The organism is Bergeyella zoohelcum ATCC 43767 (assembly GCF_000301075.1).
GTDB lineage: Bacteria > Bacteroidota > Bacteroidia > Flavobacteriales > Weeksellaceae > Bergeyella > Bergeyella zoohelcum.
The window spans coordinates 1,250,268-1,272,405 of record NZ_JH932293.1; the positions used below are offsets into that span (position 1 = coordinate 1,250,268).

Below are 22,138 nucleotides of genomic sequence, written 5' to 3' on the forward strand. Positions count from 1 at the left end.
CGGAACATTATTTCGATAAAAAACTCTACAAAGAGCGTTACGCCATTGAAAGAAGCAATGCTTGGATGGATAGTTTTCGTTCGGTTTTAAATCATTTTGACACTACCGTAAGTAGTTGGGTAGGTTTTAATTACCTTGCCTTTATTGTCTTAGGACTCAGAAAATTTAAACAAAAGAGAAAGTCGAGATGAGCTCAAAATAAAAAAAGCCAGAAGGGGTACGCTATTTTACACGGAAGATTTCTTGTCTTTCGGTACGCACAAGACCACGCAAAAGATTTGGTTTTTTAAGTCCAAAACAAGTATATTTGAAAACAATTAATAATAACGGAAAGTTACTTTTATAAGTTGAATCTAGAGTTTTCAAAAAAGCAAGTCCTAAAAATTTGTCAGCCATTGGAAAAATTAGTGGTTTGGTGATTCAGGCTCTCAAAGAACTTGGCAAGGAGAATGTTCGTGATAAGGGAATAAAAATCATCTTAAAGCATTTGAAAAATGAAGCCCCCTACCGTTTGGAACACGATATAAAATTGGCTCCCGAATGGATACGAGTCATAATGAGAAAAGCCCTTCCAAAAGATGAGAAATAAATGGATGGACATATAGCGAAAATCGTCCTTCTTTCCACGAAATCATAGCCACTTTAGAAAAGTTAAAACGAGAAATTAACATTTTGTAATTAGAGGATTAAATGCATATTTTATATCATTGTGTAATCGAAATCATTCATTTCATTGAGTAATTAAAAGAGTTTTACTTATGAAAAAATGTTTGAGAACATAGGGGTATTAAGTCTTAAAACTTTGCCAAAGTACAAAAAGCATGGTGGATTTTGGTAAATTATTTCTAATTTTGCACACGAAAAAAATGGAATAAAAAATGGAATTTTTCTCACACATTAATTTTGCTGAAATTCTCACTTGTTTTATGGTGCTTTTTGCCGTGATAGATATTATCGGGAGTATTCCTATCATTGTGAGTCTTAGGAAGAAATTCGGAAAAATAGAATCTGAAAAGGCAAGTATTGTGGCGGGGTCTATTATGATTGTGTTTCTTTTTGTAGGGCATAAGATATTGAAAATTATAGGTGTAGATGTGAATTCTTTCGCCATTGCGGGGGCTTTTGTTATCTTTATTATTGCTATAGAGATGATTCTAGGTATTGAAATTCAGAAAAATGCGGAGGCAAAAGCCGCTTCTATTGTACCTATTGCTTTTCCACTCATTGCGGGGGCAGGAACGCTTACTACTACACTTTCTCTCAAGGCAGAGTTTCATGATATTAATATCATCGTAGCCATTGTTCTCAATATTTTATGTGTTTATGTAGTATTAAAAGTGGCACCTTGGTTAGAGAGAAAAATAGGAGGAGGAACCCTAAAAGTGGTAGAAAAGGTGTTTGGGATTATCCTTTTGGCCATTTCTATCAAGCTCTTTACTTCTAATTTTGCACAATTAGTTCAAAACTCTATTCAACTTTAAAATATCATCCATGATGAAAACAATTCATAAAATTGCCCTTGTATTTTTCGTTATCGTTTTAGGCTTTAATCTTTATGTTCTGGATTGGAACTTAGGGTTTATGGCAGATGAAAATACCAAGTTTTTAGTCTCTGCGGGGGCTTCGGTACTCGGTATTTTCGGAGTATTAATTATGGATACTTGGGGGAAATTAGCGAAGAAAAACTAAATTTTTTAGTATTGCTTCCGCTTTTAGTTCAGTTTCTAGCCACTCTTTTTCGGGGTGGCTTTGTTCGTTAATTCCTCCACCTACGAATATTTTTGCCCCATTTGCATAGATTTGGGCACAGCGTAAGTTTACGAAACAGGTTTTTTCTTCGGCAGAAGCTATGTCTATATAGCCTGAATAGAGTTTTCTTTCCTCCGTTTCTAGCTCTTCTATTTTCTTTTTACATAAATGTTTAGGAGTGCCACAAACGGCAGGAGTAGGGTGAAGTGCATGGATGAGATTTTGTACTTCTTTTTCATTGATTATTGCCGAAAACTCTGTACAGAGGTGTTTGATGTTTCCTGAGATGGCATCTTTTAATGAGGAGATTTGATAGTCCGAAGTGTATTGTTTAATAATACCTTTAATGTATTGTGTAACCGTGTTTTGTTCTTGGATTTCTTTTTCAGTCCATGATTCATTCAGGGGGAGCGTACCTGCCAAACTCATGGTGTGAAATTCCTGATTTTTTTTATTATACTTACCTAAGATTTCATAAAAACCACCCATCCAGCATTCTTGTTCACTTACAAAAAGATATACCAATGCCTGTGGATAGGTATTGCACATTTTTTGAAAAGAAGCCACAATAGAAATTTCGTCCTCGAAAAAATGATATTTCCTGCGTGAGAAGACCAATTTGGGAAGATTTTCTTTAGTTAAAAATTCTTTAATCGTTTTAATTTTTTCTTCGTAAGTAGGGTAATCATCTGGTGTAGAGGGAGCATGAAGATGGAAGTTTTTATGATGGAAAAGCTGCTCTATTCTTAGAAAATCATGCTCTGTAGCCATTCTTTTTCGTCCCGAAAAATGTACTTTTTTTTGTTGGTCAAAATCAAAAAAAGCTACGGAAAAATCATTGTTTTCCGTAGTTTCTATGGTAAAAATATCTTTTTGGTGAGGAAATCTGATGAGTATCATTTATTCAAATTTGCTTTTCGGCATAATGGTATTGGTCATCGTGGTATGGTTAATGAGATTTCCCATTTCATCACGAATTTCTATTTCTGAAACATGAAGTGTAGTTCCTTTTCGGATGAATCTCGCTTTGCCAGTTACGGTTCCTTTTCTTATGGCTCTCAGATGGTTAGAGTTAATATTGGTGCCTACTGGTGCGTATTTTTCTAAATCTACATGGATTACAGAAAGGCAAGAACCCAGTGTTTCCGCAAGTGCTACGCTAGCACCACCATGGAGAATGCCATAGGGCTGATGTACCTTAGGAACTACGGGCATAGTAGCGGTAAGGCTATCATCATCTACATCTGTAAATACGATGTCTAGTGTCTTGCCAAGGTTATCCGTAGTCCAACTATTCAGCCTATTAAGAATTTTTTCTTTTTTTTCTTGTGTCATATTATTGAAAATTAGGATTCCAGTTTTCTTTTACTTTAGGGTGAATCTCATGCGCTATAAAATAATTTCTAAAGTCATCTAAAATTTCTTCATAACTCATGGTAGAGTATTTTTCATAAGGAAGATGGTAGCCTAGATAGATGGTTTTGGTCTTAAAATCCCCTGCTGCCAATACGATGGGTACTTTGGCAGTCATTGCCATGTGGTAAAAACCTTTACGCCATTTCTCTACGAAGCTCCTTGTCCCTTCAGGGGTAATTACCAGTGCGAAATCTTCTTTTTTAAATTCATTGGCAACGAAATTAACCAAATCATTTCTTTGTGAGCGGTCTATACCTATACCCCCCAGAGCTTTTACTATACCGCCATACCATGCCTTGGTATGAGCGTCTTTTATAATGATTTTTAGAGGTTTTCCTAGTTGCCAAAAAGCAAAATTCCCTAGTAGGTATTCATCATTATGAGTATGAGGAGCTACTACCAAAATGCATCGGTCTAATACTTTGGGGTCACCATGTATTTTTAATTTCCAGCCTAATAATTTTAGGAGGTATTTTCCTATGATTTTCTTCATGTTTATTTTTCTGAAAAAAAGTACATCCACTGCTGGACATACTTTTAGGGTTATCTCGATAATAGTAAGTAGATAAATACTTTAAAATAAATTAAGTACAAAATCTACGATTTGTAAACTGATTTTTATAAGTACTTGTATCATAATATTGCGATTTTGTTGGTCAAATATACAAAAAATATTTCAATTTTGGGATTATCGTAACTAAATTATCACTTCAAACCACTTCAAACCATCAAGCAGGAGGCGATAGGCAGGAAGCAATAGGCTTTTGGTGAATGGCAGTTGAGTCAAACTTTCAAACCACTTCAAATTACCTAATTCCCTCATTATCTAATTCCCTCATTATCTAATTCCCAAACTATATATTGTTTTGATTTTCAAATACTTCAATCATTCTTTCGGCAGTGTCTTCATCATAGAGTTTGCCATTGATTTTGATGCTATCTCCGAAGGCAGAGTTTCTTTCTATCTCTATTCTGTTCCCGTTGATATTCATTTTTTGTACTGAACGGTAGTTGCTCTTATGAGGAATGGAGTCCTTCCTTATGTGAGAAGAAAAAGGAGCATCGTCATCATCATTAGCATTATTTTTTTCATCATGAATTTTGATTTTATCATGAGAATGGATGATGGTTTTGCTACTAGGAACTACCAGCTCATAATGAACTCTATAGTTTCTAAATCTTTCACTGTAAGGGAACTGGATATAATTAGGGAGTAATATTTTATTATCTTTGATTTCTACATTTACTTTGGAGGCAATAGGGATATTATATCCATCTGCTTTGGTGGTAAGAATCATGTAAGGAATGTCTATTGCATCATTTCTGGTTACAGATACCCGTGGTCTTTCTTCCACAAAAACTGCTTTTTTATCTGTGAAATACATCCCATCATTCAGGTAGCCTTTAAAATTTTTAGGAATGAACTCTTCTTTCATGTCTATGTAGATAGAATCACTTTGGCTTTGGATAGAGATATTTTGGGTATCGTGTTTTGTTCCTTTATAAAACATTTTAGTTTTAGAAATTTCTATGCCTGAGATGATAGCTATCACTGTGCTGGCAACAATTAGTAATAATGTAAGGTATCCTATATTTCTCACTTTAGTTTTAGGAGAGAAAAATTTGATGGCCAACATGGTAAAAATGAGTGTAGGTACCAAACTCAATAATACATAAAGAATGGTGAAATACTCTTTAATATATTCTGAATCAAAATAATATTCCATCATTTCCGAGAATTGAAAATTATATGATGTCAATTTATCAGTAAAGAAAATAGCTATCATGGAAATAAGGAAAGAGAAAGCAATCATGGCTGAAATACCTCCTAAGGTATAACGGATAATCTTCCAGATGGTGTCATCTCTATGAGGTTTTATGCCCTTTGGGCTTCCTGTATCTTGAATTTGATGGAGTTTAGTAGATTCATTTTTTAGGCTATCAAAATTAATAGGCTCTCCTTTCATTTTAAGGAAATCTGTAGCAGTAGTGGCCTTGGGAAGAATAGCCCATAGTGCAATGTAGGCTATAAGCACTACAAGAAAAAATGGTGGTATCACAAATAGCCCAAAGAAAAATACACCTAGCCATAGTATTCTCATCAAAGAGGTGTCCATTTTGGACCAATGAGCCATACCACTACATACGCCCGCAATTTTTTGATTGGTAGTATCTCTGAAAAGTGAGCGAGTGGCATTTTTTATTTTGTCGAAATCCAAAGCATGATCAGGTGTGTTCCTTTCTGTATGTTCTTGCTCTTCAATGAGTTCTGGTTTTCCTATTTGGGTGATGACTTTCTCTACATCTTCCTCATTGATAATTTCCCGATTTTTGAGATTTTCTCGGAAAATTTCCACCATTCGGTATTCGATGTCTAGCATTACCTCATCTGCTTCAGAAGGGTCTAGAGCATTTCTAAGTGCTTGAATATAAATGCTAAGTTTTTCATAGGCGTTTTCATTTATGATGAAAGAATACCCTGCGAGTCCTATATGGAGTGTCTTATTCATGTTTTTAAATTTTTAGGATGGATTGGTGATTTTATTTACTGCATCAGTCAGTTGGTTCCAAGTGGTTTTTAGTTCGTTTAAAAATTCAATGCCTTTGGGAGTAATGGAGTAGTATTTTCTGGGAGGTCCTCCTGTAGATTCTTCCCATCGGTAGGTGAGAAGTTCAGTATTTTTAAGTCGGGTAAGCAGTGGGTAGAGGGTGCCTTCCACCACATCTAATGCACCCGATTTTAGTGCTTCCATCAAATCAGAAACATACATTTCTTTCTTGCTGATAAGACTAAGGATGCAGAACTCCAAAATCCCTTTTCGCATTTGAGCTTTGGTGTTTTCTGTATTCATATTTATTTTGGTATTATTTATTATTAGCTATTGTTTACTAATTTCTACTGCAAAGATATAAAAATAATTTAGTAGTATGCTATACAAAGTAGTGATTTTTTTTGTTGTTTTTGTTTTTTTTAGTTATGATTTAATTTAAGTTTCTGATTATTAATGCTTAAATATTTCCTTGAAATATTGTTTTTTTTGAATGAAGAGTAAATTTTTGGAGGTGTTTTGATGGAAATGGCTCTTTTTACCTGTTATTGGCTTCGGATTTTTTTTGAATAAATTAAACTTATTTTAAGGAGTTGTGCTGCTCTGAATCTTGGTTTTGAATTTAATTTTTTTTGATTCGAAAAAAACCTTTATCTTTACCATATTAAAATATAAGTAAATGTCTGTTACAAGAATATTTGATATAGCACTTCAAGCGTTAGAAAAGCATCCGAATGAAGCATTTTTATGTACCAAGTACAATGGGGTATGGGAGAAAACTTCTACTGAACAGTTTATAGCAAAAGCAAATCAATTCTCCAGAGGGCTTTTAAAGCTGGGCATAAAACCAGGGGATAAAATTGCTCTGATTACCTCTGCTACTCGTACCGAATGGTGTGTATGTGATTTAGGTGCTTCGCAAATCGGGGTGGTTATTGTGCCAGTATATCCTACTATTAGCTCAGAGGATTACGCATATATTTTTGGAAATTCAGAAATTAAGTATTGCTTCCTTTCAGATGAAACTTTGCTAGAAAAAGTGATGAAGGTGAAAACTGAAATTCCTACATTACAAGGGGTTTTCAGCTTTGATGAAATAAAGGGGTGTGCCAACTGGAAAGAAGTGCTGGATTTGGGAAGTCAAGAGTCTGGACAAGAGGAAGTAGAGGCTATCCGAAATATCATTAAGGAAGATGATTTAGCTACTATTATTTATACTTCGGGAACTACAGGAAAACCCAAGGGGGTAATGCTTTCCCATAAAAATATTGTGAGTAATGTGGTGGCAAGTGTTCCTAGAATTCCTAGAAAATCGGGACTCAAAAATACGGATACCGTAGTACTCAGTTTTCTACCCATTTGCCATATTTTTGAAAGAATGATTTATCATCTCTATCAGTACAATGGTTTTTCTATTTATTTTGCAGAAAGCATAGAAAAGATGGGGGAAAATATTAAGGAAGTAAAGCCGCATATTATGACTGTGGTTCCTAGATTGATAGAGAAAGTGTATGATAAAATCTATGATAAAGGAACCAGTGCTGGGGGGCTAAAATCTAAAATTTTCCTTTGGGCATTGGGGGTAATGAAAGCGAAAAAAGGGATTAGTAAACCTTCGGGGCTTAAAGAAATATTAGCAGATAAATTGGTCTTCAAAAAATGGCGTGAGGGGCTTGGTGGAAATATCATTACTTTGGTTTCTGGTTCGGCAGCGCTTTCGGCAAGACTGAATAAGATGTTTCAAAATGCTGGAATTCCTATTTTGGAAGGATACGGACTTACCGAGACTTCTCCTGTGATTTCTGTGAATTCCTTCGGAAGAATTAAGGTGGGGTCTGTAGGGCATCCGCTGGATAATCTGGAAGTGAAAATACTATCTGATGGTGAAATTGCTGTAAAAGGTCCTTCCGTATTTATAGGATACTATAAAAACGAAGAAATGACCAAGGAAGTCTTTACAGAGGATGGCTTCTTTAAAACGGGAGATATAGGGCATTTTGATGAAGAAGGCTATCTGCATATTACCGATAGAAAAAAAGAAATGTTTAAAACTTCGGGAGGGAAATATGTAGCTCCTCAAGTGATTGAAAATATGGCAAAAGCATCTAAGTTTATTGAGCAAATCATGGTAGTAGGGGAAGGGGAAAAGATGCCCGCAGCTTTTGTGCAGCCTGATTTTGCCTTTGTGAAAAACTGGGCTATACGCAAAGGTTATACCATAGGAGAAACCCCTGAAGAAATGGTAAAAAGCCCAGAGCTGAGAAAAAGATTAGAAAGAGAGATAGACTATTTAAATACCAAACTAGGAAAATGGGAACAGGTTAAGAAATTTGAACTTACCCCAGAAGTATGGAGCATAGAGCTGGGAATGCTTACCCCTACCCTGAAACTTAAGAGAAAAGCAATCAAAGAAAGATACGCAGACCTTTATCAAAAAATGTATGGCACAAAAGATGTGTAGGGAATGATTTTAAGTTTTCAAGTTCATTGAACGAATCTCTAATATTAAATCTATAATTCAGTAAATTAATAAAAAATATGAAACCAACAGTATCTATTACTACTATCATCATCGGAATCATTATCATTTTAGTAGGTGTAGGCGTGTTATTATTTGGATTTCCAGTTTATAATGTTTGGCAACAGGAAATGGCGGGAAAGGCAGAGATGGCGAAGGCGGAACAAAATAGGAGAATTTTAGTAGAAGAGGCAAGAGCGAGACTGGAGGCAGAAAAACTCAATGCTCAGGCAGAAATAGAAAGAGCGAGGGGAATGGCAGAAGCCATGAAAATAGAGAATGGAACGCTAAATTCTGTGTATAATCAGTATCTCTTTATCCGTACGCTGGAGAAATTAGCAGATAAAGGAAATCTTCCTCAGATTATTTATATGCCATCAGAAGGACTTGTTCCTGTGATGGATGTGAGTAAGACGAAGCCTAAAAAAGAAGAATAAATAAAGAAACGCCAATATATTGGCGTTTTTATTTTTTTCCAAAAGAGAGAGCGTGATTTTGTTCCTATAAAAGTAATTCAGTATATGGAGTGGATTATTCTTCTTTGAAGTGGTGGTACATGTATCTATTGGGATAAGAAAGTTTGTGGCTTTTTCTTTGTTTGCCGTAGATGAGATGTACAATGGTAATTTGGTCATCAAAAAGATTATACAGCATATCCACTGCTACTTCTACCTTAGATGGAGTAAGCAAAAAAGTATCCGTTTCTAGATAGATATGTACCATTTCTTTGTTTTCCTGATAACCGATGAAGTCAATAGGAATGTTATGATGATTTACTTTTAATCTTATTGAAGTCCGTGTATAGTTTTCCAGTTGTTTGTGCATTTCCTCTTTTTGTTTTTCATTAGAAAAAAAGAGTCTTGTTCCCATTTTTTTATTCACAGCATTCTCTAAATCATCGGTAAAAAACTTAGCAATAATTTGAAAAGTCTTACTTTTGAAGTTGTATTTGAATTCCACAGAACCTACATGGTAAGGATGGATATCATGGGCTTGGCTAGAAATACAAAAAATAAATAGTAGTAAGAAAAATATTTTTTTCATTAATAGAGGTATTATTTTTTTTGTAAAAATAAAGATTTTTTTAATCAATGGGTAGTGTAGATTTTAGAATCATAGATGATGCGTTAAGAGCAGTGGCTTCTGAAGAGAAAAAAATGGTGTACGCTCGGTTTTTTAAGACTGCAAAAGGGGAGTATGCAGAGGGAGATTTATTTATAGGCGTTACTGTACCTTTGCAAAGAAAAATAGCCAAAGAATTTCAGAAAAAAATTACTTTAAAGACCATTGTAGATTTATTAAACTCAGAGTATCATGAACATAGACATATAGCGGGAATATTTTTGGTGGAAAAATTTGGAAAGGAAAAAAATAAAGAAAATAGAAAGGAAATAGTGGATTTTTATCTTGCCCATAAGGAAAGATGGAACAATTGGGATTTGGTGGATAATACGGTATATAAAATTTTAGGGAGGTATGCTTTAGAGGAAAACCGACCCGAAATTTTAGAACAATTGTCTATGGAAGATAATCTTTGGTCTAAACGAATGGGAATAGTAGGTACCATGTATTTCGTAAAGAGGGGACAATTTGATTTAATGGAAAAATTAGTGTTAATCAATATTCAGCATCCGCATGATTTAATGCATAAAGCCAACGGATGGCTGTTAAGAGAAATGGGGCAAAAGAATGAAAAAAGGCTCTATGAATTTTTAGAAAAACATTATTCTAAGTTACCTCGGACTACGCTAAGGTATGCCATAGAAAAATTTTCACCATGGGTTCGTCAGGATATACTCAAAGGTATTTTTAGATGATAAAAGATATAGTACATTACGGTTTCCACTTTGTATTTCCTTTTGTTTTGGGGTGGTTATTTTTTCCTCAACAATGGAAAAAAGCGTCTCTCATTATGCTTGGAACCATGCTCGTAGATTTAGATCATCTTTTTGCTACTCCTATTTTTGATGCCGATAGAAATAGTATAGGTTATCACTTTTTACATTCATATCCTGCTATAGCTGTGTATATTATAGGCAGTATTTTTGCCAAAGGTACTTGGAAAATGGTGTTTATTGGGCTGTTATGGCATATGATTACAGATTTTCAAGATTACTATTTTTGGCGATAAGAGCGTTATTCTATTTTTAAATCTCCGTCTTTTATCCAACCTTTTTTTCGCATCCATTCTCCTAATATGAAGCAAATAATTGCGGGAGCGATGAAATGAAGGAATAATATGGAGATGAAAATTTTACTATCTGTACCCATAGCATCTATCGTCCCGATTTGCCCTACCAGTCCGCTCGTTCCCATGCCCGCTCCTGAAGGAATGTTCTGCATTTTAAAAATTAAAATAGAAATCGGTCCTAAAATAGCACTTGCCACAATGGGAGGAATCCAAATCTTCCAATTTCGGATGATATTGGGCATTTGTAGCATACTCGTTCCTAGCCCTACACTGAGCAAACCAGCCATTTTATTTTCTCGGTATCCCAAAACAGCAAAGCCTATCATCTGTGCACAGCAACCTACGGTAGATGCTCCTGCCGCTAATCCACCTAATGACAATGAGATGGCAATGGCTGCACTAGAAATAGGGAGTGTAAGTAGCATTCCCATGCTCACCGAAAGGATGATGCCCATCATAAAAGGATTAAGTGCCACTGCCCAACCAATGAAATTGCTGATTTCCTGCATTCCTATTTTAATAGGATGACCAATGAAATGAGCAATGAGCATTCCCGAAACTAATGAAAAAAATGGTGTGGTAATAATATCTACTTTAGTGGATTTACTCACTAATTTTCCCAGTTCTGTAGCGAAAAGCACCGAAATGAAGCAGCCTACAGGTCCTCCCAATTCATTGCCTAAAAGTCCAACGATAGCCGCTGTACCCAAAACCAAAATAGGAGCCCCCAAGCTATACGCTACACATGCACCGATGGCGGCTCCCATGCTTTTCTGAGCAAATGTACCCATCGTGATGAATGGTTCTATCTGTGCCCATATTCCAATATTTTTCAGGATTAAACCAATGATTAATGAACCGAAAAGTCCTAATGCCATGGCATTGAGGGCATCTATTCCGTATCTTCGGAGACTGATTTCTATGTTTTTCTGTTTTAAGAACGCTTTCATGACTACTAAAATTAACTGTTTTAATAAAAAAGGCTGTTCAAATAAATGAGCAGCCAATATTAAACAGTTAGTTTCGGTGTTTATTTTAGAATTTATACCCTACACCTACATTCAATGTATTTACTCTAACAGAAGCATTTGCAATAGAAGGGATGTTTTTTAAATGATTATTTACTTGAATACCATATCTAGCATCTATAAAGAAATTATCATTAATATCATATCCAGCTCCAATTGCTATTGCTATGTTGGTTTTATTATAATAATTTTTAAACTGTTCTGGTACTTCTCCGGAGTCAAATAAAAACTGTGGACCAGCCTGAAGATTTAATCCTTCTGCTACATTGAATTTGAAAATCAAAGGAACTTGAACTCCTCCTGAGTTTTCTACGAAAATATAGTTTACTCCTGGTACAAATTTTACTTTAGCTCCTAATGGTAGTTCGGCTAGAAGACCAATATAACCACCTGTAGCACTATTTGTAGCTTTCTCATTACCTAATTTAGCTGTTGCTCCTAAATGGGCAAGACCTCCAGTTACGCCTAGTTTCTGAGCGTTCATTGTTACTGTTCCTAGTAGTGCGAAAGCACTAGCGAATAAAAACTTTTTCATTTGTTTATAAATTAAATAATTTTATTGGGCAACAAATTTAGTATTATTTTTTTAAACATATCAAATGTTTTTTTAGTTTTACAAATCTTTTTTATTGCTGAATTCGTTTTGATTTTTTACTTTGCTTGAATTTCTTGAGTTTTATACCCTTTCAAAGCACTTTGCTAAAGTACCCTAAACAATGAAATTTACTAAACTCAATATTTTTCATCTACTCATTTATAGATTTTTAACAAAAAAAATCATGATGCTTCATTTTTTTTATGGATGTTTATAACCAAATAAGTAGATATAGCTTAGTAGTAAATATGCTTAATATTAAAGCAATTTTTTAAAAGTAATTTTATCTTATCTTTGTGATGAGCCTATTAGGGGTTTAGAAATTATTTCAACTAACTGGAAATTATGACAATAGAAGAAAGAATACTATGTTTAAGAAAAGAACTTCATCAATACAATTATCAATATTATATCTTAGATGAACCCACCATTTCTGATTTTGAATTTGACCAAAAACTGAAACAGCTTCAAGATTTGGAAAGAGAGCATCCGCAGTTCGCAGATGCTAATTCTCCTACTCAGCGTGTGGGAGGAGGTATTACTAAAAGTTTTCCTACGGTACAGCATGATTTTAGAATGTATTCTTTAGATAATTCTTATGATTTTGATGACCTTGAAGATTGGATTTCTAGAATGAAAAAAACGGTGGATGCACCCATAGAGTTAGTTGCAGAGCTTAAATACGATGGAGCATCTATTTCTATTCTCTATGAAAATGGTATTTTAACCCAAGCTGTTACCAGAGGAGATGGTTTTCAGGGGGATGAGATTACGGCAAATGTTCGTACCATAAAAGATATTCCTTTGCAGCTTCATGGAGCATTCCCTGCTCGTTTTTTTATGCGTGGTGAAATTTATCTGACTCAAGAAAACTTTCAGAAAATGAATGAATCCCGAATTCAGGAAGGTTTAGACCCATTTATGAACCCAAGGAATACGGCATCTGGGAGTCTTAAGATGCAAGATTCTGCAGAGGTAGCCAGTAGAAAACTTTCTGCCATCCCTTATCAAATGGTTTCGGAGCATATGCCTGTCAGTACCCAATGGGAGATGTTTCAGCTCATGAAAAACATCGGGTTTAAAACATCACCGTATACAAAGCTTTGTAAAACCATAGCTGAGGTATATGACTTTATCAATTATTGGGAAGAACATAGACATGAATTACCTTTTGAGATAGATGGTATAGTGATTAAGGTCAATGATTTTCATCAGCAAACTCTTTTGGGCTATACCGCAAAGTCTCCTAGATGGGCAATGGCATACAAGTACAAAGCAGAAAAAGTAGAAACGGTATTAGAATCTGTGTCTTATCAAGTAGGAAGAACGGGAGCTATAACACCTGTAGCCAATTTATCACCAGTGCTTTTGGCAGGAACTATGGTAAAGAGAGCTTCCTTGCATAATGAGGATATCATCAAAAAATTGGATTTGCACGAAGGAGATAGCGTTTTTGTAGAAAAAGGCGGTGAAATTATCCCGAAAATAGTGGGCGTGAATAAAGAAAAGAGAACCATTTTTTCCACGCCTATTCAGTACATTACGCATTGTCCAGAATGTGGTTCACAATTAGAAAAAATAGATGACCAAGCCATTCATTTTTGTCCTAATGAGTGGGAATGTCCACCGCAAGTGATGGGTAAAATGATTCATTTTGTCTCTCGTAAGGCAATGAATATAGAGAGCATTGGTCAGGAGACTATCGCTCAAATGTATAAAGTAGGCTTGATTAAAAATATTGCAGATATATATGATTTATCCATAGAAAAACTTTTGCCTTTAGACAGAATGGCTATGAAATCTGCCCAAAATATCATGCAAGGTATAGAAAAATCTAAGGAAATTCCTTTTGAAAAAGTGCTTTTTGGGATAGGTATCAAGCATGTAGGAGAAACGGTAGCGAAGAAATTGGTGAAAAATTTTGAGACCATAGAAGCCTTAGCGTCGGCAAGTGTGGAAGAGCTTTGTGCAGTGGAAGATATTGGAGTAAAAATAGCGGAAAGTATTCGTCAGTTTTTCCAAAATTCAGATCATCAGATTTTAATTCACAGACTCAAAGATGCCGGTGTACAGCTAGAGAAAAAAGCATCCGACACTTCCTTAGAGAGTACTATTTTAGAAGGGAAAACCTTTCTTTTCACAGGGAAACTTACGCTTTTCACCAGAGAAAAAGCTGAACAAATGGTGGAGAAGCATGGAGGAAAAAATATATCTTCCGTATCTAAAAATCTCAATTATTTAGTGGTAGGAGAAAAAGCAGGAAGCAAGCTGAAAAAAGCAGAAAGTATAGGTACTGTAATCATTTTAGATGAAAATCAATTTCTGGAAATGATAGGAAACGCAGAAGAATAATCTCTGTAGTTTTTTCATTAAAGATTTGGAACTTTCTATGAAAACCTCGTATCTTCACAAAAATAATTTACAACGAAAATGATAGATAAAAGAGTAAAAAACGCTCAGGAAGCGATAGATGGAATCCAAAGCGGAATGACTATTATGCTCGGAGGCTTTGGGCTTTGTGGAATCCCTGAAAATTGTATCAATGCATTGGTAGATTCAGATATTCATCATCTTACTTGCATCTCTAATAATGCAGGGGTGGATGATTTTGGTTTAGGGTTATTGCTTCACAAAAAACAGATAAAGAAAATGATTTCTTCCTATGTAGGAGAAAATGCAGAGTTTGAAAGACAAATGCTCAGTGGGGAGCTGGAAGTAGAGCTTACCCCACAAGGGACATTGGCAGAAAAATGTAGAGCAGCACAGGCGGGAATTCCTGCATTTTATACCCCCGCAGGTTATGGCACTGAAGTAGCAGAAGGGAAAGAAGTAAAAGATTTTGATGGAAAACCCCATATATTAGAACACGCTTTTAAGGCAGATTTTTCTATCGTCAAAGCATGGAAAGGAGATTATGCTGGGAATTTGATATTTAAAGGTTCGGCAAGGAATTTTAATCATCCTATGGCAGGAGCAGCGAAAATTACCATTGCAGAGGTAGAAGAGTTGGTGCCACCAGGAGAGCTGGACCCGAATGAAATCCATATCCCTGGAATTATGGTGCAAAGAATTTTCCAAGGTGAAAAATATGAGAAAAGAATAGAGCAAAGAACCGTTCGTAAAAAATAATAACCCATTCAAATTCAAAATAATATGTTAACAAAAGAACAGATAGCAAAACGAATTTCTAAAGAAGTAAAAGATGGCTATTTCGTGAATTTAGGTATCGGGATTCCTACGCTGGTTGCTAATTTTGTCCCAGAAGATATTTCTGTAGAATTTCAAAGTGAAAACGGCGTTTTAGGAATGGGGCCTTTCCCATACGAGGGAGAGGAAGACGCAGACATTATTAACGCGGGAAAACAAACCATTACCATCTTGCCGGGTGGTTCTTTCTTTGATTCTGCATTCAGTTTCGGAATGATTAGAAGTAAGAAAGTAGATTTAACGATACTTGGTGCGATGGAAGTGGCGGAAAATGGAGATATTGCCAACTGGAAAATTCCTGGAAAAATGGTAAAAGGAATGGGTGGAGCCATGGATTTGGTGGCTTCTGCAGAGAATATCATCGTGGCGATGATGCATGTAAATAAGGCAGGAGAAAGTAAAATTTTGAAAAGATGTACGCTGCCACTTACTGGGGTAGGGTGCGTAAAAAAAGTAGTAACAGAATTGGCCGTTTTAGAAGTAACCGATAAAGGATTTAAACTTTTAGAAAGGGCACCAGGGGTAACCGTGGAAGATATCATTAAAGCTACTGAAGCAGAGCTGATTATAGAAGGAGATATTCCAGAAATGGTGATAGATTAATCAAATGGAAGCACTAAAGACCAATGCCCAATATTTAGGAACTCGTATCAATGAGCCTGATATGGGCATTTCTATTGTTATCGCGATTTATAATCGGAAAAACGAGCTTTTTGAATTACTCAGCTCTCTGATGAAGCAGACCGATAGGGATTTTGAAGTCATCATAGTAGATGATGGCTCTGTGATAGATTTACAGCCTACGGTGGATGCTTTTGAGGAAATACTGAATATCCATTATTATAAAAAAGACAATTCAGGTCCAGGGCTTTCCCGTAATTACGGTGCATGGAGAGCCAGAACGCCTTGGCTCGTTTTCTTAGATTCTGATGTGATTTTAGAAGCTGATTACATAGATAATGTGAGGAAAAATATTCAGTCCATTCCTTGTGATGCCTTTGGTGGAGCGGATAAAGCACACAAAGGTTTTAATATTATGCAGAAAGCTATTTCTTATGCTATGACTTCTTTTTTTACCACAGGAGGCATTAGAGGAAAGAAAAAATCTGTCATGAAATTTCAGCCAAGGTCTTTTAATATGGGCGTGAAGAAATCTGCTTTTCAGGAAGTAGGTGGTTTTTCTAATATGCGTATAGGGGAAGACCCAGATTTATCCATGACTTTATGGGAACATGGCTATAGAACCGCCTTTTTTGATGAAATAGCGGTGTATCATAAGCGGAGAGTAGATTTTGGTAAATTCTCCAAACAAGTCTATCAGTTTGGGTGTGCCAGACCGATTCTTAACCAGCGGCACCCATTGTTTGTGAAATTTTCATTTGCATTTCCCTCTTTGTTTTTATTGGGATTTATTTTAGGTATTATAGATTTATTTGTCTTTCAGAGGAATTTTATTCTTACTATGTACGGCATCTATTCATGGGTGCTGATTATCCATGCTACCATCGTGAATAGAAATATCAGTGTGGGAATTATGGCAGTAATTGCTACCTATATTCAAATGTTTTCTTATGGTTATGGTTTTTTAAAATCATGGTTTCTCCTTAATATACTCCGAAAAAAGCCCGAACAAGCCTTTCCAGACTTTTTTTATCAAGGCAAATAGAACAAAAGTACAATAGCTTCAGAATGATTTTTTTTAACTCAAACTCTTTAATGTTTGGTTAGGGTTTTATTTTTTTTATTACATTTGGAGTCTTGTAAAAAGAATTATTTTGAAAAAGTATTGGAAAAGTAATAAGATTATCATTTTATTAATTGGTTTTATTATTATGCAATCCGTGGCGATGGTGTATTTATGGTTGCAAAAAGATGATAGACTCTATGAGGTAAATTTAGTACAGATTAATTCTCAGAAGGATACCATGGATCTAAGGGCAGTAAAGGAAGATCTGATTGCGATTCAATCCACTGTCAATGAAATGAATGGACTGATGAAAGATAAAAATATATCTACATTTCCTACCCAGAAATTAAATATTGATAGTCTTTCTCATCGTGTATATTTATCTAATCAAATTAATAGGTACAGTCAATACCTTGTAGATTTGGAGCGTAAACTTCAGCAGGTGCCATTAGGAGTGCCTTCAGAAGGGTATATTTCATCTCATTTTGGCAAACGCGTAAATCCCATTCCTTTTATTAAGAAAGTTTTTAGTTCAGAGAAAAAAGCATTGTCTTCGGCAGGAATTCCCTCAGTTACCTCAAATGCTACTACTACGGTTGCTGAAGTACCTAAGCGTAGAAAGGTGGTAGATGCTAAGATAGTCTATGAGAAAGATTCCGCTGGAAATGTAAAAAAAGTGGTGGTACCTATTTATGCGAAAGAGGAAACGCCCGTTATCCAAAGACCTGAAACACCAAGGGCCGTTTCTATGCCTACACAAATAGCTTCTGTAACTAAAACAGCATCATTACAAACAAAAAACCTGCCTCCCGCTGAACTGGAACAGATGCAGTTCCATAAAGGGGTAGATTTTGCTTTACCTGTGGGAAGCCCTGTGAGAAGTACGGCGTCGGGGGTAGTTATTTTCTCTGGTGCAAAAGGTGGATATGGAAATTGTATCATCGTTTCACATGGTAATGGTTTGGCTACATTGTATGCACATCTTTCAGAGTTATTGGTAAAAAATAATCAGAAGGTAAAAGTAAATCAGATAATTGCAAAGTCAGGGAATAGTGGTAGATCTACAGGGCCTCATTTGCATTATGAAGTTCATAAGGATAATACACCGGTAAATCCTAAATTATTTATGATACAGTGATATAGAAAGCTATCTATACTTTTATAGATGGCTTTTTTTGTATTTGGACAGAAGGTATATCACTTTGTAAACTATAAAAAAGGAAAACAAAATAAACCAATCATTTTTGTATATTTGTTTTAATAAAATTCAATAGTATGAATCAGCTTTTTAAGAGAAAAATATATAACCCCGCATCGCATACTGCTTCTTTTAATAGGGTTTTAGGAATGTGGGATATTGTTTTTTTTGGTTTGGCAGCCATTATTGGTGCAGGGAGTTTTAGCAGTTTAGGAGAGGCCATCTTCAGAGGAGGGCCAGGGGTGATTTCTCTTTATATTGTCTGTGGTATCGCTTGTGGTTTTACTGCCATGTCTTACGCTGAATTTGCCAGTAGAATTCCCACTTCTGGCTCTGCTTATACCTATGCTTATGCTAGTTTTGGGGAGCTCATCGCTTGGATTATCGGGTGGGCACTCATTATGGAATATTCATTCGGGAATATTTATGTAGCATTTTCTTGGAGTGATTACTTTACCAGTTTTATAGAAAGAATGGGCGTAAGTATTCCTGACTATTTTAAAACCAGCTATCCTGAAGCCCAGAAAGCGTTTCTTAATCATTCTGAAAATAAGTCACTTATTAACGCTTGGCAATCTGCTCCTATGGTAGGAGGCATGAAAGTAATTTTGGATATCCCTGCATTGGTGATTAATTTTTTGATATCTTGTTTAGTATTTGTGGGTATCAGTGAAAGTAAGAATTTTAATAATATTCTAGTGGTACTTAAATTAGCGGTGATTGTCCTTATTATCAGTGTAGGGGTGGCGTATCTGAGTGTAGATAATTGGTTTCCTAAGAATAATGAAGGAGTACCGAGTTTCATGCCGAATGGATTTTCTGGAGTGATGACAGCCGTTTCGGGAGTGTTTTTTGCTTACATCGGTTTTGATGCACTTAGTGTGCTTTCAGAAGAAACTAAATCTCCTGAGAAGAATCTTCCCAGAGGAATGATTATCGCATTGGCACTGAGTACTTTAATTTATATTTTGCTTACATTAGTACTTACAGGATTGGTAGATTATAGAAAATTCGAAGGTATAGGAGATCCTTTGGCGTTTGTTTTTGCACCTGAAAATTTAGATATTCCTTGGATGGAATTTATTATATCCGTGACGGCCATAGTGGCTATTACTACTGTACTTTTGGTATTCCAAATGGGGCAACCTAGAATTTGGTATGCAATGAGTAGAGATGGCCTGCTTCCAAAGAAGTTTTCAGAGATTCATCCAAGGTATAAAACACCTGCTTTTGCTACCGTGATTACAGGTTTAGCGGTAGGATTACCCATTTTGTTTACGGATAAATCTTTTATATTAGATTTTACTAGTATAGGAACTATTTTTGCCTTTGTTTTGGTTAATGCAGGAGTGATGATGCTCCCCAAAAAAGAAAAGAAAAGAGACCGATTTCAGATTCCTTTTGTCAATAGTAAAATTCTTTTTCCTATTATTTTTATTGGAGGTGTGATGATTTTCTATTATTGGCAGCCTCAGTTCTTTTATTCTTTATTGGATTGGACAGACCCGAACGAGAGAGAATTTAGAATGTCTATGACATTATTTTTCATTATTCATATTGGGCTTATTATTTTATCCATTGTTAGAAATCCTAATTTAATTCCGCTATTGGGATTGAGCAGTTGTCTTTATCTTCTCACAGGGATGACGCATGAAAACTGGTTTTGGTTTGGAGTATGGTTTGTATTAGGCTTGCTTATCTATTTTATGTATGGTAAGAGAAATAGCCTACTACGGGAGTTATAGGCAGCTAGCTTTTGGCGACTGGTATATAGCTTCTAATTTCTAACCTCTAATCTCTAATTTCAAAAATCATTGTACTTTATACTTAATACATATTACAACCTCTAACCTCTAATCTCTAACTTCTCATTTCTAAAATCATTGTACTTTATACTTTGTACATTGTACAATCTCTAATTTCCAGCTTTTTAGTATTATTTTCGTATTTCAGTCATTATTCCTTACCTTTGGGAAAAATAAAATTCTATTATGCAAGAAACGATAAAGTTTATTCATGAAAACAAACAAAGATTCGTAGATGAACTCTTTGAATTAATTAGAATTCCTTCTATTTCAGCAGATTCTGCGTACAAAAATGAAGTGCAAAAATGTGCAGAGAAAGTTTCAGATTTCTTAAAAAAAGCAGGGGCAGAAAATGTAGAAATTTGTCCTACTGATGGACATCCTATTGTGTATGGTGAAAAAATCATCGGTAAAGATTTGCCTACGGTTTTGGTATATGGGCATTATGATGTACAGCCTGCAGACCCTATTGAACTTTGGAACAAAGACCCTTTTGAGCCATATATTGAAAAAACAGAAATTCATCCTAATGGTGCTATTTTCGGAAGAGGTTCAGCCGATGATAAAGGGCAGTTCTTTATGCATGTTGCTGCTTTTGAAGCCATGAATGCTACCAATAGCCTTACTTGTAATGTGAAGTTCATCATAGAAGGTGAAGAAGAAGTAGGGTCGGTACATTTAGAGCAATTTTTGAAAGATAATACTGAAAAATTGGCTTGTGATTGCATTTTAATTTCGGATACGAGCCTTTATTCTATGGAACAGCCTACCGTTACTACGGGGCTTCGCGGATTGAGCTATGTGGAAGTAGAGGTAGAAGGGCCGAACAGAGATTTACATTCAGGTTTGTATGGAGGTGCCGTTCCGAATCCTATCCATGTACTTTCTAGAATGATAGCTCAGATGTTTGATGAGAAGGGAAGCATTGCTATTGATGGTTTTTATGATAATGTAGAAATTCTTTCAGACGAGGAAAGAGCGGAGATGAATAAACTTAAAGATGACCCTGAAGGATTTAAAGCATCTATTGGGCTGAATGGAGTAGAAGGAGAGGAAGGATATACTACTTTAGAAAGAACTTCCATTCGTCCTACTTTAGATGTAAATGGAATATGGGGTGGCTATACAGGGGAAGGAGCTAAAACGGTAATTCCTTCTAAGGCGTATGCTAAAATCTCAATGAGGCTAGTGCCATATCAAACGCCAGAAGAGATTACAGAGAAATTTACCCAATATTTTAATAAAATAGCTCCTGATAATGTAAAAGTTACAGTGAATCCGCATCATGGGGGAATGCCTTATGTTTTGCCAAGTAATTCGCCAGAATTTTTGGCTGCTAAGAAAGCAATGGAAGCCAGTTTTGGTAAGGAGGTGTTGCCTTTCAGAAGTGGTGGCTCTATTCCTATTACTGCTTTATTTGAGCAGATTCTTAAAGCAAAATGTGTATTAATGGGCTTTGGATTGAGTTCTGATGCCATCCATTCACCGAATGAACATTACGGATTGGATAATTTCTACAAAGGGATAGAAAGTATTCCATTATTTTTCCAATATTATTCTGGTAAATAAAAAGTGTTATGATTAAAAAAACGCACAGCTTTTAGCTGTGCGTTTTTGATTATGGTTTTATTAATTCTTGAATTTTAGCTCGTAACTCTGGGTCATCGGGAGAAATAGAGTAGTAGTGAGCTATTTTACCTGTTTTGTCCACCAAGATAAACCTCGGAACCCAGTTAAGGTCAATGTAGTTATTGAATTTATTTTTCCACCCTTCATCGAACCAATAGGTCTTTCTATCTGCAATGCCGTGTTTCTCTAGTCCTCTTTTCCATTGATCAAAAGTTCTATCCAATGAAAAATACACAAATTCTAGGGTAGGAAAATCATTTTTTAATTGTTCCACTTTCGGAAGTGCAAGGAGGCAGTCTCTGCACCAGCTTGCCCAGAAATCTATGAGTACTATTTTACCTTGGTATTGCTGCATGACTTGATGGATGCTTAGCTTTTTTCCTGTATAGGAAACCACTTTTTGTTCCAATACCTCTTGGGTGAATTCCATTTTTATCTGTTCAGGTTTTTTCTGTGCATAGCTTATGCTATATACCAAGATGGTGAGGAGTAATGCTATTTTTCTCATGATAAATACTGTTTATAAGTGCGTTGTAAAATAATTCGTTTTGACTTTTTATTTAGCT

At 35.5% G+C, this 22,138-nt stretch carries 23 protein-coding genes and 1 pseudogene; 15 read left to right on the top strand and 9 right to left on the bottom strand.

Going from position 1 to position 22,138, the window contains the following annotated elements:
- From HMPREF9699_RS05670 to HMPREF9699_RS05685, 4 genes and pseudogenes are all read left to right on the top strand, one after another.
- A pseudogene (locus HMPREF9699_RS05670) lies at nt 1-191 on the top strand (IS5 family transposase); the annotation flags it as partial.
- A 194-nt stretch (nt 192-385) separates the two neighbouring features.
- A complete protein-coding gene (locus HMPREF9699_RS11200) occupies nt 386-589 on the top strand; it encodes a DUF6088 family protein (protein ID WP_115599236.1) in 204 nt (67 codons plus the stop codon).
- A gap of 289 nt (nt 590-878) precedes the next feature.
- The gene (locus HMPREF9699_RS05680) at nt 879-1,481 is read left to right on the top strand and encodes a MarC family protein (protein ID WP_002663143.1); all 603 of its coding nucleotides are present in this window, start codon (nt 879-881) and stop codon (nt 1,479-1,481) included.
- 10 nt (nt 1,482-1,491) lie between these two features.
- Nucleotides 1,492-1,689: a hypothetical protein gene (locus HMPREF9699_RS05685; RefSeq protein WP_245946049.1), complete on the top strand. Its 198-nt coding sequence runs from the start codon at nt 1,492-1,494 to the stop codon at nt 1,687-1,689.
- Here the strand turns inward: HMPREF9699_RS05685 and HMPREF9699_RS05690 are convergent.
- From HMPREF9699_RS05690 to HMPREF9699_RS05710, 5 genes are all read right to left on the bottom strand, one after another.
- Nucleotides 1,672-2,649: a chorismate-binding protein gene (locus HMPREF9699_RS05690; RefSeq protein WP_002663149.1), complete on the bottom strand. Its 978-nt coding sequence runs from the start codon at nt 2,647-2,649 to the stop codon at nt 1,672-1,674. The genes HMPREF9699_RS05685 and HMPREF9699_RS05690 overlap by 18 nt on opposite strands.
- Nucleotides 2,650-3,084, bottom strand: a complete 435-nt coding sequence (locus HMPREF9699_RS05695) for a PaaI family thioesterase (protein WP_002663151.1) — start codon at nt 3,082-3,084, stop codon at nt 2,650-2,652.
- Nucleotide 3,085: 1 nt separating this feature from the next.
- Complete coding sequence (locus tag HMPREF9699_RS05700; RefSeq protein WP_034985683.1) at nt 3,086-3,658, bottom strand: 1-acyl-sn-glycerol-3-phosphate acyltransferase; 573 nt, start codon at nt 3,656-3,658, stop codon at nt 3,086-3,088.
- Nucleotides 3,659-4,019: 361 nt separating this feature from the next.
- On the bottom strand, nt 4,020-5,675 hold the full coding sequence (locus HMPREF9699_RS05705; RefSeq protein WP_002663153.1) for a PspC domain-containing protein: 1,656 nt from the start codon (nt 5,673-5,675) through the stop codon (nt 4,020-4,022).
- A gap of 12 nt (nt 5,676-5,687) precedes the next feature.
- A complete protein-coding gene (locus HMPREF9699_RS05710; protein WP_002663155.1) occupies nt 5,688-6,017 on the bottom strand; it encodes a PadR family transcriptional regulator in 330 nt (109 codons plus the stop codon).
- Nucleotides 6,018-6,393: 376 nt separating this feature from the next.
- Here HMPREF9699_RS05710 and HMPREF9699_RS05715 point away from each other — a divergent pair, with 376 nt between their 5' ends.
- Together HMPREF9699_RS05715 and HMPREF9699_RS05720 are read left to right on the top strand one after the other, a co-directional pair.
- Nucleotides 6,394-8,175, top strand: a complete 1,782-nt coding sequence (locus HMPREF9699_RS05715; protein ID WP_002663158.1) for an AMP-dependent synthetase/ligase — start codon at nt 6,394-6,396, stop codon at nt 8,173-8,175.
- A 77-nt stretch (nt 8,176-8,252) separates the two neighbouring features.
- A complete protein-coding gene (locus HMPREF9699_RS05720) occupies nt 8,253-8,669 on the top strand; it encodes an SPFH domain-containing protein (RefSeq protein ID WP_002663160.1) in 417 nt (138 codons plus the stop codon).
- 94 nt (nt 8,670-8,763) lie between these two features.
- Here HMPREF9699_RS05720 and HMPREF9699_RS05725 read toward each other — a convergent pair whose 3' ends face one another.
- Entirely contained in the window at nt 8,764-9,276 is a 513-nt protein-coding gene (locus HMPREF9699_RS05725; protein WP_002663163.1) for a DUF6702 family protein, read from the bottom strand.
- Between the two features lie 47 nt (nt 9,277-9,323).
- Here HMPREF9699_RS05725 and HMPREF9699_RS05730 point away from each other — a divergent pair, with 47 nt between their 5' ends.
- Together HMPREF9699_RS05730 and HMPREF9699_RS05735 are read left to right on the top strand one after the other, a co-directional pair.
- Nucleotides 9,324-10,049 carry a DNA alkylation repair protein gene (locus tag HMPREF9699_RS05730; RefSeq protein ID WP_002663165.1) on the top strand — a complete coding sequence of 242 codons (726 nt, stop codon included), beginning with the start codon at nt 9,324-9,326 and terminating at the stop codon, nt 10,047-10,049.
- Nucleotides 10,046-10,363, top strand: coding sequence for a DUF6122 family protein (locus tag HMPREF9699_RS05735; protein WP_002663167.1), 318 nt, complete (start codon nt 10,046-10,048; stop codon nt 10,361-10,363). Before HMPREF9699_RS05730 ends, HMPREF9699_RS05735 begins: the two co-directional genes overlap by 4 nt.
- Before the next feature lie 5 nt (nt 10,364-10,368).
- On the opposite strand, the gene HMPREF9699_RS05740 is transcribed toward HMPREF9699_RS05735, so the two are convergent.
- Complete coding sequence (locus tag HMPREF9699_RS05740) at nt 10,369-11,373, bottom strand: PTS transporter subunit IIC (RefSeq protein ID WP_002663169.1); 1,005 nt, start codon at nt 11,371-11,373, stop codon at nt 10,369-10,371.
- An 85-nt stretch (nt 11,374-11,458) separates the two neighbouring features.
- Nucleotides 11,459-11,986, bottom strand: a complete 528-nt coding sequence (locus HMPREF9699_RS05745; RefSeq protein ID WP_002663171.1) for an outer membrane beta-barrel protein — start codon at nt 11,984-11,986, stop codon at nt 11,459-11,461.
- A gap of 405 nt (nt 11,987-12,391) precedes the next feature.
- Here HMPREF9699_RS05745 and ligA point away from each other — a divergent pair, with 405 nt between their 5' ends.
- The 7 genes from ligA (at nt 12,392) to HMPREF9699_RS05780 (ending at nt 21,512) form a co-directional block, all read left to right on the top strand.
- On the top strand, nt 12,392-14,398 hold the full coding sequence (ligA, locus tag HMPREF9699_RS05750; RefSeq protein WP_002663173.1) for an NAD-dependent DNA ligase LigA: 2,007 nt from the start codon (nt 12,392-12,394) through the stop codon (nt 14,396-14,398).
- 78 nt (nt 14,399-14,476) lie between these two features.
- Nucleotides 14,477-15,175, top strand: a complete 699-nt coding sequence (locus HMPREF9699_RS05755) for a CoA transferase subunit A (protein WP_002663175.1) — start codon at nt 14,477-14,479, stop codon at nt 15,173-15,175.
- A gap of 24 nt (nt 15,176-15,199) precedes the next feature.
- Entirely contained in the window at nt 15,200-15,856 is a 657-nt protein-coding gene (locus HMPREF9699_RS05760; RefSeq protein WP_002663177.1) for a CoA transferase subunit B, read from the top strand.
- Nucleotides 15,857-15,917: 61 nt separating this feature from the next.
- A complete protein-coding gene (locus tag HMPREF9699_RS05765; protein WP_034986122.1) occupies nt 15,918-16,919 on the top strand; it encodes a glycosyltransferase family 2 protein in 1,002 nt (333 codons plus the stop codon).
- 166 nt (nt 16,920-17,085) lie between these two features.
- Nucleotides 17,086-18,078 carry a M23 family metallopeptidase gene (locus HMPREF9699_RS05770; protein ID WP_002663181.1) on the top strand — a complete coding sequence of 331 codons (993 nt, stop codon included), beginning with the start codon at nt 17,086-17,088 and terminating at the stop codon, nt 18,076-18,078.
- A 137-nt stretch (nt 18,079-18,215) separates the two neighbouring features.
- Nucleotides 18,216-19,883: an APC family permease gene (locus HMPREF9699_RS05775; protein WP_002663182.1), complete on the top strand. Its 1,668-nt coding sequence runs from the start codon at nt 18,216-18,218 to the stop codon at nt 19,881-19,883.
- Nucleotides 19,884-20,129: 246 nt separating this feature from the next.
- Nucleotides 20,130-21,512 (top strand): dipeptidase, encoded by a 1,383-nt coding sequence (locus HMPREF9699_RS05780; RefSeq protein ID WP_002663189.1) that lies wholly within the window; start codon nt 20,130-20,132, stop codon nt 21,510-21,512.
- A 49-nt stretch (nt 21,513-21,561) separates the two neighbouring features.
- Here the strand turns inward: HMPREF9699_RS05780 and HMPREF9699_RS05785 are convergent, their stop codons facing one another.
- Nucleotides 21,562-22,080 carry a TlpA family protein disulfide reductase gene (locus HMPREF9699_RS05785; protein WP_002663191.1) on the bottom strand — a complete coding sequence of 173 codons (519 nt, stop codon included), beginning with the start codon at nt 22,078-22,080 and terminating at the stop codon, nt 21,562-21,564.
- Between the last annotated feature and the right edge of the window lie 58 nt (nt 22,081-22,138).